Here is a 12,875-nt window from a genome sequence, read left to right as displayed (position 1 = left end):
GAGATTGCAAATGATGACAGTTTTACTTGGTGTTGTTACCGTTGTAGGTTTTGGCTTATGGATAGCTATTAAGGACAACGAAAGATTAGAAGAGAAATTAAGTGACGCTCACGAGGAAATTAAAAGGCTCAAGAGCAAAGCTAAAAATAAAATGAGAGGTGAAGGAAATGTACTCAAAGAAGGAGCTTGAGATTATTCACGAGACAGCTAAAAAAGAAACTAGTGGAGGTTCTTCTAATGGCTACTCTAAAGAAGAGCTAGACAGACTCCATAAGGAGCTAGAAAAAAGGAATAAATAAAGAGGTGAGCTTATTGGTCAATATTAGAAATAACTATAAAAGCTTATTAGTAGAGTATGAGAAAGCTAGTGAGCTGTACCAAGAGACTGGATTAACTCGCTTACTTGCTCACGCTATGGAAAATTTAGAACGCTTCGAGAGAAGCTTTATTGAGCTGTACTCCTTTGAGAAACTTTGCGAGTTACAAGAGGAGTTTCAAGCTCAAGGCTTACTAATAGTATAACCCAAAATAAACTAATGAGGTGGAAAAGAAATGAAAAAGAATGAGAAGAAAGATTATAGTTTTGACGCTATATATGATAGAGCTTTTGAAAGATATGAAAAGAAAAGAGCTTTTAGAGAAAGCTTGAAAGCTGAGAACCTTCCAGAAAATAGCTGGCTCAAAGCTGAAGATAAGAAAGTAACTGAGGAGCCAAAAGAAGAGAAGTTTCATGAAGGTAAAACCTTCGAGGAGTTTTACGCTGACTTTTGTAAGAAGCACGGTACAGACCTTGGAGACGATAAATAAAAAAGAGGTGAAGGAAGGTGGCAAATAAAAGAGGTAGATTCCCAAAGCTCCCAGAAGAGACTCAAAAGCTTATTCTTGACGCTGAACTAGCTAAGGAAGAGCAAAAAGAGGAGAAGCTTCTGGAGCTTAAAAGGGGATTAAAGAAAGAAGCTACTATTTGTGGAGCTATGAAGAATACTGGCAAGATTTGCTTGAGAGAGCCATTCATTAAAGATGATGGTTCTACTAATGGTCGCTGTCAGTTTCACGGTGGCAAAAGCACTGGAGCAACTACTGAAGAAGGGAGGTTGAAGCAAATGGCAAATTTAGAGCCAAAAGCTAATTTAATTCATGGAGTTTACTCCAAAGATTTCAAGAGTATGCTGACTCAAGAAGAAGTTGGCTTATACAATTATATTGTAAATTGGTTTTGTGATAACTTCGAGGTAGACCCTATTAACCTTGGTTTACTTGATAGATATATTATGAACCAGATTAAAGCTTTACGACTTGACTCAATAGACTTCTTGAGGGAGTCAAGAGAATACAATGACGTTGAAATGAAAATGCTTCGCTTTGCTGAGTCGCTTGGTTTAAATAAGCGTTTCAAGGATTCCAAAGAGAATAAAGACAATGTTGAGAAAATTGACATTGCTACTTTACTCGGTGGAGAACCAAGAAAAGAAATTAACTAAAAAGCTTACAGCTCTCAAGGCTCACTCGTAAAGGGTGAGTCTATTTGAGTTGAAATAAAAAGAGGTGAACTAAAAAAATGGCTAGTAATAATTTAGTAGATATTATTATTAATGCTCGTGATAATGCTTCTAAAGACATTGATAGAGTAAGCAAGTCGTTAGACTCCCTTGGTAAACAAGGTACTAAAATAGCTGGTGCTTTAGCTGGTGTTAGTGGTTCCATTGCTGGTATGGCTCCAGCGGTGGCTGGTGTTGGTGCTTTGGCTTCTTCATTCGCTTCAGCTGGAGTTGGAGCTGTCGCTTTTGGAGCTGTTGCTACTGGAGCACTTAATGACGTTTTTGAAGCAACTGATAAGACATTCCAAAACTTATCAGATGAAGGTCAAAAAGCATATAAGGATTTACAGAGCTTTAAAACTTGGTGGAGTGGATTTACTACTGAGTTTGAAAAGCCAGTGTTTAAGGTTTTTGGAGAAGGTATGAAGCTCGTTCAAAATACTATGAACGCTCTAAAGCCAGCTATTGAGTCAGTAGGAAATGTACTTGGAGGGTTTATGGAGAAGCTTAATGGCTCTTTCAAGACTGACCAAGTGAAGAGTTTCTTTGACTATTTTAATACTACCGCTGGAGCTAACTTACAAGCTATTCTCACGAGTGCTGGAAATATGTTTGTAGGATTCATGGAGATTCTCAAAGCGTTCGCTCCTCTAAGTGAGGATATGAATGGTGGCTTAGTTAAAATGACTGAGAGCTTCCGTAAGTGGGCAGAAAGTTTAGCTAACTCAAAAGGGTTCCAAGACTTTATTGAGTATGCCAAGGAGAACGCTCCAAAGGTTATTAACACCATTAAAAATATTGCTGGCTTTGTTGGTGATGTTGTTGAAGCTCTAGCTCCAATGGGTTCAGCTGTCTTAGATATGGCTCAGTCATTCTCTGAGTGGCTTAACAACTCCCCAGCTGTTGAGGATTCTCTCAATAAGATTAAAGACGCTGGTCAATGGGTTAAAGATAACCTTGAAGAAGTGAAAACTACTGTGGTAGCTCTTGGAGTTGCTTTTGTAGCTTTTAAAGCTACTATGGCTATTGTCTCAACTGTACAGACAGCTATTAGTATCTTTAGGACACTTAAGACGGTTATTCAAACCGTAAGGACAGCTCAGATTGGTCTTAACTTGGCTATGATGGCTAACCCTGTTGGTCTTGTAGTCGCTGCTGTTATAGCTCTTATTGCTATTGGTATTCTTTTATGGCAGAACTGGGATGTTATCAAAGCTAAAGCTCTTGAGCTGTGGGCAAAGATGAAAGAAATGTGGGATAAGATTAAAGCTAAGATAGGTGAAGCTGTTACTAATATTATTGCTAAAGCCACTGAAATGAAAGACAAAATGATTGAGAAAGTCAAAGAGCTTGCTAGCAAAGCTTGGAACGCTATCAAGACTGGAGTAGGTAATATTATTACTGCTATTGCCAACTGGGTAAGCGATATGGTAGCTAAAGCTGTTGAGCTAAGAAATAAATTCCGTGACAAAGTTAAAGAGGTAATGAGTAAAGCTCTTGACGCTGTTACTGATGGAGTTAGCGATATTATTTCTGGTATTAAAGACTGGTTCACTGATATGGTTGACTCTGGTAAAGGTCTTTTAGAAGCCTTCACAAAAGGTATTACTAAAGGGTTCAAGTCAGCAAAAGACGCTGTTGAAAAAGGTATGGAAAAGATACGTCAATTCTTACCGTTCTCACCAGCTAAAAAAGGTGCTTTAAGTGACCTTGATAAGTCTGGAGCAAGCTTCTTCCCTACGTTTGCTGGAGGTATGATGAAGAGCCTTCCTTCAATGCTTAAAATGGCTGAGAGAGGAATGAGTGAGCTTCATGAAACTCTCCAAGCTCCAGCTAAAGCTAATATTGGACTTGAGAGATTCTCTGGAGGTAGAAACTCTATGGTTGTTACTCATGAGATTGTTGGTACTGTCTCTGTTGAGGGTAATGGTGGTAAGGAGTCTATTCTAGTTGCTAAGAAGGAGATTGCTACAACTGTTGTTGAGAATGACTTGTTCAAAGGTTTACGTCAGTCAATTCGTAAGCGATAAGGATAAACTGAGAGGGTTCACTCCCTCTCTTTTTTATTCTTTTTAAAATACAAAAGGAGCTGGTTCAATAGTGGAAATTAAAAAGGTTGAATTTATGGAGTTTGTTTCTAAGATGATAGTTTTTGCTGATATAGATAACCCAGATGAAGTTGATAAAAAAGCTATTGCTCATGATATTTTAAATAACAATATTGATAAATTCAAAGGTTACGATAAAGCTATTTTTTATTTTAGAAAGAATAAGAAAGATGATAACACGACAAATGAAAATACTGTTTCATTCATTCTAGTTGGTGCTAATAATGTAAGCTTACCATCTAATGAAAAATACTTTGGTTCTAATGGTATTTCAAAAAGAAGTAGAGCTGTTAAAGCTAGTAAAGTAATATAACGGAGGGGTTAAAGATGGGAGAAGGATTATATTTAGTATTTGAAACTGATTACTTATTCGAGGGAGAAGTGTTCACTTTTGTTTGTGACACAATGGTTCCAGCTGAGAAGAATGACAACCCAACTGATGAAGCTATTCTTGATGAAGTTAAAGAGACTCAAGCTCCAATATTTGAGCGAAATGGCTTAACGGTTGTTGATACTCGCATGATAAGACTGTCAGAATTGGAATATAGAAGATATACAAAGAAAGGGTTACTTCCCAGCTAAAGCTGTTGAGGTAGCTCTTTTTTTATACTCTTTAATGAAAAAATTGGAATTGCATGTAAAAGAAATATCAAAAAAACACTATGGTTTATAGTAAAATAGAAGGAGGATTGATAATTAATAGAGTAGGAAGCGGTGTTACAAGAATAAATGAGCACAAATATATCAAAACAAAAAAGAGAAGATTTACTAGAGAAAATCAATCAAATTAAAACATTTGTTGAAGATAATTCAAATGACGAAAACGCAAGACGATTATTAAGCTATTTAGGTGAGATTCAAAAAGACATAAATGGTAAAAAATTTGGTCTTGTTTTTGAGGAACACAAAGAAGATATTGATGAAAAATTAGAAGAAAATGTACCTGTTATTTGTGAAGAGAAGGATTTGTTTATAAATAATGGGGGAGATATGAACTTTTTAATCGAAGGGGATAATTTCGCTGCATTAGAGATATTAACAAAAACACATAAAGAAAAAATTGATTTAATCTATATTGACCCTCCTTATAACACCTTAAAAGAAGGTTTTACTTATTCTGATAAAAAAGTAGATGGAAATGATTCATTCAGACATTCAAAATGGCTATCCTTTATGGAGAAAAGACTAGTTCTTGCCAAAAGTGTTCTCTCTGATAAGGGTGTTATTTTTATTAGTGTAGATGAAAATGAATTTGCACAGTTAAAGGTATTATGTGACGAAATATTTGGTGAACGAAATTTTATTGAATGTTTGGTTTGGAATAAAAGAGTCCCTAAAAATGATAAAGGGATTGGAAACATTCATGAATATATTCTTCTATATGCTAAAAATGATTTATTTAAATATAAATTTATGATGGCAAAAGATGGTTTAGAAGAAATTCACTCTTTAGTGGCTGATTGTAAGAAGAAAAAGTTGTCAATTAAAGAAACTGAAACAAAGCTAAAACAACTATACAAAAAGAATTCATATGATAGAGGAATTACACTATATAATGCTGTAAATGAAGATTATGAAGTTTGGGGAAAAATAAATTTAAGTTGGCCAAATGCAAATACATTTGGACCGAGATATGAAGTACTTCACCCCATTACTAAAAAGCCAGTTAAAATTCCAGAAAGAGGTTGGCGTTGGAGCGAGGACACCTTTAGAGGTAAGCTCGATTACGACAACATAATTGAACGTCACGACGGAAGTTATATTTGTGGTGAGATATGGTTCTCTAAAGATGAAAATATGCAACCAAGTGCAGTTAAGTTGCTTAAAGATGTTGATAGAATGTTATTACGCTCAATTATCAGCACTAAGAGTGATGGAGGAATTGAGTTAGAAAAATATTTTGGGAAGAAAAGTGTTTTTGCTTATCCAAAATCAAATTCACTAATGAAAATGTTAATAGATTCAATTACTTATGATAACAAAGATTGCACAATATTAGACTTTTTTGCAGGGTCAGGTACAACTGCACAAGCAATTCTTGAGTTAAATTCAGAAGATAACGGTAATCGCAAATTTATCCTCGTAACGAATAATCAGAACAACATATGTAGAGATATTACTTATGAAAGAATTAAACGAGTAATAGAAAGTGGAGAATTAAACAACCAAGCTAGTCTAAAATATTTCAAAATTGATTTTGTTCCTATTACTGAAAAACTGTACTACGAATATGCAGATGAACTTCTTAAATATGTTCGTGAGCTTGTTGAGTTGGAACATGCTATTAATTTCAATGAAAATAAAAAGATTGCAATTATTTTAACAGATGAAGAATTAGAGGAATTTACTAACAACATAGAACAACGAAAAGAATGTAAGACTGTTTACCTTGGACATGACGTTCTTGCAAATGGTGAGCAAGAAGACGTACTTAGAAAGTACAGTATTAAAGTCCATGTTATTCCAGATTATTATTACAAAGAGTCTAGGGGGTAAGTCGATTGTTTCAGTTAGCAGAATTCCAACTAAAAGCTATCGGGAGTTTAATGGAAAGTTTAAATGAAAGTAACAAGGAAGTTATTTTTAAAAGTCCAACTGGTTCAGGGAAAACAATTATTCTTACTCATTTTATGGACGAATGTGGGAAAGGTCATTTTGGTAATGTCTTTATTTGGCTGACTCCAGGTAAGGGAGACCTTGAAGAACAGAGTAAAGCAAAAATGGACAAGTATATCCATAACAGTTCAACTAAGTTATTATCAGATGTTATGACAGATGGTTTTGAAGAGAATGACGCTTGTTTTATAAATTGGGAGAAACTGACTAAGAAAGGTAATAATGCTTTAAAAGAAAGTGAAAAGTTAAACTTCCAAGAGCATATTATTAATGCTCATAACAAAGGACTTGAATTTATTATCATAGTGGATGAATCACACCAAAATGATACTGTTAGAGCAAGTGACATTATTGAACTTTTTAAACCAAAAAAGATTATACGAACTTCTGCCACTCCTAAAAACTATGCTAATGCAACTTTAATTGAAGTACCAGAGGAAGACGTTATTGCAGAGGGTCTTATAAAAAAAATGTTAGTTATTAATGAGGGTTTTGGACAAGCAATTGAAGTGGAAAGTCCTATTAGTTACCTTCTTGATAGAGCATTAGATAAACAGAATGAATTAAAGTTGGCTTATGAAGAAAGAAAATCAATTGCCAACCCATTAATTGTCGTACAACTCCCAAATAACAGTGATGTTATGCAAGACGAGGTTGAGCGTTATTTAGCAACCAAGGACGTTACTTATGAAAATGGTTTATTAGCAGTGTGGTTGAGTGATAAAAAACAAAACCTTGAAGAAATTGAGGAACTGAACGCAACTCCAATTGTTATTATTATAAAACAAGCTATTGCAACTGGCTGGGATTGTCCGAGAGCACAGATACTTGTAAAACTTAGAGAAAACACTGGTGAAACTTTTGAAATACAAACAATTGGTCGAATTAGACGTATGCCAGAATTAAAGCACTATGAAAACGACTTGTTGGATTCTTGTTATTTATATACTTTCGACGAAAAATTTACAGAAGGTGTTAAATTGCATCTTGGAAAGGGTGCATTAGAAGCAATTAAATTATTCTTGAAGAAAGAACATAGGGAAATCACTCTGACAAGTGAGCAAAAATCAGTAATTGGATTATCTAAAGACGCAACACTATCATTGAAGACAATGGTACTGTATTACGAAAAAGAATATGGAACTTCAACAAGAACAGTAGAAAATGAGACTCGTATGAAAACAAAGGGGTATATCTTTTCTGATAAAGTCGTTAAGAAGACATTTACAGGAGAAGTACATACTTTAACTATGCAAGAATTTGAAAATCTTAAAAGTGTTGATATGGTTGAACCTTTAAACACCCATAGACATGGACGAGAGTACCATAATCGAGTAAGTACTTTGGGTGTAAAGTTGAGCTTACCTTACGAGCAAATGAATACAATTATAAGACGTTTGTTTGACAAAAATGTTCGTTATGACCAAAAAGTATTACGTTTAGATACGAGAGAAGTTTACGCTTTTGTGATAAACAATTTTAATAAATTAAAAGAAGATTTTCGTTTGGCTATGTCAAGTCCTACATACCAGACAATTCTTCCTTTACCAGTCATAGCTAAAAAAGAATTTCGTATTCCCCAAGAATTTTTATTCACTTATAATGCAAAAAACCGAGTACAAAGGGAATATGAAAGTAATGTGTATAAGGGGTATCTTTCTTCTGCTGAGGTTCGTTCAGATTCAGAGAAATCTTTTGAGAAGTATTGCAATGAGTCTGATAACATTGATTGGATTTATAAAAACGGGGATAAAGGAAATGAATATTTATCTATTGTCTACCAAGATAATTCGGGAACACATAGGTCATTCTATCCTGACTATATTCTCTCAAAAGGTGGACAAATTTGGATTATTGAAACCAAAGGTGGATTTAACAGAAGTGGAGCCAGTGAGGATATAGATAAATTTTCCCCTAAAAAGTTTGAAGTCCTAAAAAGATACTTGAATAAGTATAACTTAAAGGGTGGATTCGTAAGGAAAGATAAAAGCAATAATGAGTTGTTTATTTGTATGAATAACTATAATGACGATATTTCTAGTGACGAATGGCAATTGTTAGAAGACGTTTTGTAAACCTCACAAGGATATATTTAGATTTGGTTGAGAGTCATTCATTGGCTCTCTTTTTTTATGGTCACTTTTTTTGGCTTAACCCTATTTTGTTTTCAACTGAGGAGCTTGCTCAATAAATATTTTTTGCAGAATTTACAAGAAATAAGTCGTATTTCGGAATAACAAACACCCAAAAAGTAGGATATATATGGTAAAATATAGACTAAAATACTTAGGGGGAATGTTTGGTGAGATTAACAAATTTTAGTGTTACCAATTATAAGGTTTTTAAAGATACGTTTACCATTGATTTTTCTAAAGATTCAATTGCTATTTTAACTGGAAGAAATAATACAGGTAAATCTACTATATTAGAAGCTATCAACTGTTTCTTTCAAAAAGCGTCTAAAACAAATGCTATTTCTAATGATTGCTTCTCGGAAGCGAACAAGGAAATTGTACTAAAAGCTGAATTTGAGTCTGGTGAAGATAAAATCACCATTATAAAGAAATATACCGAGGGTACTGCTCCTAAATTTTATGATGAAAGTGGTGATGAAATTAAAGCTAGTCACGTACTGAGAGATAAACTGGATGAAATTTTAAACAATCAACCCTTTTACATAACCCCAGCTATGTTACCAGATGATATTAACGGTTTAATTCAAAATATATATTCAGAGATACTTAAAAATAACTTAGAAAAACTTGAGGGCAATGAAGGCAACGCTGAAGAAAAGGAATTAGCAGAAGAGTATGCTAAACTCAAAAAGTCGTACCCAGAGTTTTTAAGAAAACTTAAATTAAATACGGATAGACTACTTGAACAAGTAAGTGGTGATGTTTCTGATAACTTGCGAACCTTATTTTCTAACGAACATTTATCCTTAAACGTAGTAGGTGGAGAAAGTAATGGCTTTTCTTCAGCTGACATACTGAAGTCGACAAATTCAACTGTTAATATTGACAGTCATAAGCAACCTGGAATGCCACTAGCAAATCAAGGTACTGGCTTACAACGAATGAGTTTAATTTACCTCATTCAAAACATGATTCAAAATAAGCTTATGGGTGAGGGTGACAATAAGTTGTTATTGATTGATGAGCCAGAAGCTTTCTTGCACCCAGAAGCTGTTCGAGCACTTAGTCGCTCCCTATATAAAATTGGTGAAAAAATGCCACTCATGATTTCAACTCATTCACCAATACTTATAGATTTAAATGAGAACCATACGTCTATTCAAGTTTTCCGCGTTGGTGAAAAAGAAGCAATCCAATTATATAAGTCTGAAAGAGAAAAGTTTGATGATAATGATATTCAAAATATGAAAATTTTAAACTATGTAGACTCTTATGTGAATGAATTTTTCTTTGCAGATAGAATTATAATTGTTGAAGGGGATACTGAGTATATTGCTTTTAAGCACCTCGCTAAATTAAGGAATGAGAATGTACACATAATTCGAGCTAGAGGTAAAGCTACAATTTGTACCTTGATGAAAATTCTTAATCAGTTTAACTCAAGTTATGATGTTTTACACGATGTGGACAATCATCCAAAGCACTCCTCGAAAACATTAAAAGCTCAACGAACGAATTGTATAAATATACTTAAACAAAAAGGAAACAATAGTAACATAAGAATTTTCTGTTCAATATCAAACTTTGAAAATGCCATTGATATTGGAGACGTACCAAATAATAAAAAAACGCAGACAATTTATGAAATATTACATGGAACATCTGATACTGATGAGTTTGCTAAACCTAGAAGGATAGTAGAGAATTTATTTGAACAAATTTTAAACCGAGATGAAGAGAAAACTTTGGATATTGGTTTTCTTAGAGTAAACGCTGAACAGGATTATGAAGATTTTTTTGTTGGATTGATACAACAAAAAACTGATGAAGAAATGGAAGAGAAGAAGAAAAAAGAAGAAGAAGAGAAAGTAGTTTCTAATCAATAAGATAAAATAAAGAGCTGGCTAACTCAAAGGGTGTTGCTCAGAAGCTCTATGTTGCATTTATCTTTTATGAGCTGGGTTACTTACTCATTTAATTACTTTACAACTAAGCTCTGACATGGTTCTACTGGTTCAATTAACCTCTGTACAGCTCCCTCTGGTTGAGCCACTTGACAAGGGTAGCATGGACACTATACAATAAAATCTCACAATTAAAACTGTTTAGTGTCCATGAAAGTAGCAAAAGCTTGCTAGAGTAGTGTGAACACTGTGATTTTACTATATAGCGTTTGTCCTTTTCCTTGACAGGGTAGGGGTCGGGGGTTCGAATCCCTCTCGGATCATCAGAGTGAGAAGCTTCAATTCCTTGGTAGGTGAGGAATTGGGGCTTTTCTTGTTTTTGATCGTAAATTGCTACAAATCCTTTTGAGAAGAAAATTGCACATTGTCTATATTAAAATCTTGCTCAAACCTATTTGTAGTTTGTTTTTGTAATTCTGCACTTACATGAGAATGAGAATAGATAGCAAATGTTACTTGAACAATTTTTATAAGGATATTTTAGGACCTTCCTTTTTAAGTGTTAGCAATAATTGACGCTATCATGATTATGTCTAAAAACGGTGATAAAATAAATTAACAAAAGTTAATCTATAAAAATATTTACTTGATCTTAAAGATAAAGTAGAGTTGCAGCTAAGGTAATAAAGATTCTCGGTTAAAAAATTTGTACCTTATCTATATAGTTTTAAGGTAGTGTTAGAGTTCCAAGTGTTAATTGAAAATAGAAAAAGCATATAAGCTTTAGTACTAAAGAAAGATTAAATGTTATTACGATAGTAAAAAGAAGATGTACCACGACAAAAACTCCACAATTTGCTTTATGAAGGAGGACATGATGAAAAAATTTGTATGGCTACGATGGAGGAATTGGAGTTTTGCCTATAAATTAATTATTATTTATATTCCACTTATTGTTTTACCATCGGTAATTGGACTAGTAATCTTAACGGAAAGTTATAACCAAGCTTCAAAGGAGGAAATTACTCAGCATTCAAAAGTAATTATTGATTTAACTGCGGATAAAATTGATACCCAGATTTCTGAATATGATGATATAACTTTAAAATTAATAACTACTCCAGAAATAAGTCAGTTACTTTCTAAAAATCCAACAAACAAATTTGAACAGATTGAAATGCAGCGGAAACTAGAAAGCTATGTTAAACCGATAGTAGGAGAAATAGATACTAAAGACATCGTGGCATGCGTGTTTGTAACTAAAGATGGTCGGTATGTTATAGGTAATGATAGCCGTAACGATTATTTTGATAGTGAACAAACTTTCAAGAATGTTATTAATGAAAAGAGAGGTGCACCGGTCTGGCTTAACCCTCATTTTTTTACTATTAATCAAAAAGAACTCAAAGTTTTTCGTGTGGGACGGACTATAAAAAATTATGCATATCAACCAGTTGGTATTGTTTATTTAGTAATTAATTCAAATTGGCTTGAAAATATTTTAATCAATCAAGTTGGTCCAGAAGTTCAGTTAGAAGTAGTAGATTCCCTTGGACAACATGTTTCAGGGGAAACATTACCTTTTACAGAAGACACAGATGAATGGTCTATGGTCAAAACGAAGTACAATAACTGGAGTATTGTAACAAAATATTCTTTTGATGAACTTTATGAGTCTATTAGTGATATGAGTCGTTTTTCAAGGGGATTAATTGTAATTTGTACTCTAATTGGTCTAATAGCAACCTATATATTAGTTATGGATTTAATAGTACCCATAAGAAGAATGAGGATTAATATGAACCGAGGAATTAAGGGTGTTAGACCAGAAAAGATGATTAAGTTTAATGGTGCAAAAGAAATTTGTGAGTTGAATGATCTTTTTATCTCCGTCATGTATGATATATATAACTTGATGGAAAAAGGGAAAGAGAATGAAAAGTTAAAAAGGAAGTTCGAGATTAAGCTATTACAAAGACAACTTTCTCCGCATTTTTTATACAACACTTTGAATTCTATTAGATGGATAGCTATGATAAAGAAACAGAATCAAATTAAGGGACTAGTTGATGCTCTATCTCGCCTTCTTTCCTATTCTTTAAGAAATACTGATGAGCTTGTTTCATTAGAAGAAGAGCTATCTATTATAAAAGAGTATGTTAAAATTCAAAAAGTCCGATATCAAGATTTTAATTTTGTTATCGATATTGGAACAAAAATAGATGATCTGAAAATCCTCAAATTCCTATTACAACCGTTGATTGAAAACGCTCTTATTCACGGTTTATCAAATATAGAAGGGTTTGGAGAAATCATCTTGTCTATAACAATGGAAAATAAAATACTTTATATCTCTGTCATTGACAATGGTGTAGGTATAGCAAGTGATAGATTATCCTATATACAAGATATATTAAATGGAGAAAGCCTAGATAAACATATTGGATTAAAAAGTATACATGAGCGAATAAAGGCTAGTTACGGAATTAACTATGGATTGAATATTACAAGTGAAGTAGATAAAGGAACGACTATGGAGGTCAAATTACCTATCATAAGAAACGGGGAGTGACA

General features: G+C 33.5%; 12 protein-coding genes. All 12 read left to right on the top strand.

Annotation, left to right across the window (positions count from 1 at the left end; translation table 11 throughout):
- The first annotated feature begins 10 nt into the window (after window positions 1-10).
- The 12 genes from I7822_RS07695 to I7822_RS07645 all read left to right on the top strand — a co-directional run bounded on the left by I7822_RS07695 (window position 11) and on the right by I7822_RS07645 (window position 12,873).
- The gene (locus I7822_RS07695) at window positions 11-190 is read left to right on the top strand and encodes a hypothetical protein (protein ID WP_207976643.1); all 180 of its coding nucleotides are present in this window, start codon (window positions 11-13) and stop codon (window positions 188-190) included.
- The gene (locus I7822_RS30180; protein WP_279381924.1) at window positions 168-299 is read left to right on the top strand and encodes a hypothetical protein; all 132 of its coding nucleotides are present in this window, start codon (window positions 168-170) and stop codon (window positions 297-299) included. Before I7822_RS07695 ends, I7822_RS30180 begins: the two co-directional genes overlap by 23 nt.
- A gap of 13 nt (window positions 300-312) precedes the next feature.
- Window positions 313-522 (top strand): hypothetical protein, encoded by a 210-nt coding sequence (locus tag I7822_RS07690; RefSeq protein ID WP_207976642.1) that lies wholly within the window; start codon window positions 313-315, stop codon window positions 520-522.
- A 30-nt stretch (window positions 523-552) separates the two neighbouring features.
- Window positions 553-807, top strand: a complete 255-nt coding sequence (locus I7822_RS07685) for a hypothetical protein (RefSeq protein WP_207976640.1) — start codon at window positions 553-555, stop codon at window positions 805-807.
- 17 nt (window positions 808-824) lie between these two features.
- Window positions 825-1,481 (top strand): HGGxSTG domain-containing protein, encoded by a 657-nt coding sequence (locus I7822_RS07680; RefSeq protein WP_207976638.1) that lies wholly within the window; start codon window positions 825-827, stop codon window positions 1,479-1,481.
- Between the two features lie 77 nt (window positions 1,482-1,558).
- Window positions 1,559-3,568: a phage tail tape measure protein gene (locus I7822_RS07675; RefSeq protein WP_207976636.1), complete on the top strand. Its 2,010-nt coding sequence runs from the start codon at window positions 1,559-1,561 to the stop codon at window positions 3,566-3,568.
- A 70-nt stretch (window positions 3,569-3,638) separates the two neighbouring features.
- A complete protein-coding gene (locus I7822_RS07670) occupies window positions 3,639-3,959 on the top strand; it encodes a hypothetical protein (RefSeq protein ID WP_207976634.1) in 321 nt (106 codons plus the stop codon).
- A gap of 14 nt (window positions 3,960-3,973) precedes the next feature.
- Entirely contained in the window at window positions 3,974-4,228 is a 255-nt protein-coding gene (locus I7822_RS07665; RefSeq protein WP_207976632.1) for a hypothetical protein, read from the top strand.
- A 147-nt stretch (window positions 4,229-4,375) separates the two neighbouring features.
- Window positions 4,376-6,142 (top strand): site-specific DNA-methyltransferase, encoded by a 1,767-nt coding sequence (locus tag I7822_RS07660; RefSeq protein WP_207976630.1) that lies wholly within the window; start codon window positions 4,376-4,378, stop codon window positions 6,140-6,142.
- A 5-nt stretch (window positions 6,143-6,147) separates the two neighbouring features.
- Entirely contained in the window at window positions 6,148-8,337 is a 2,190-nt protein-coding gene (locus I7822_RS07655) for a DEAD/DEAH box helicase (protein ID WP_207976628.1), read from the top strand.
- A 227-nt stretch (window positions 8,338-8,564) separates the two neighbouring features.
- Entirely contained in the window at window positions 8,565-10,283 is a 1,719-nt protein-coding gene (locus I7822_RS07650; protein WP_207976626.1) for an ATP-dependent nuclease, read from the top strand.
- 895 nt (window positions 10,284-11,178) lie between these two features.
- On the top strand, window positions 11,179-12,873 hold the full coding sequence (locus I7822_RS07645; RefSeq protein WP_207976624.1) for a sensor histidine kinase: 1,695 nt from the start codon (window positions 11,179-11,181) through the stop codon (window positions 12,871-12,873).
- Window positions 12,874-12,875 lie beyond the last annotated feature (2 nt).

Origin of the sequence: Metabacillus bambusae (assembly GCF_017497975.1) — a bacterium.
In the GTDB taxonomy this organism is placed as follows: domain Bacteria; phylum Bacillota; class Bacilli; order Bacillales; family Bacillaceae; genus Metabacillus; species Metabacillus bambusae.
This window is presented reverse-complemented; position numbering and strand designations above follow the sequence as displayed.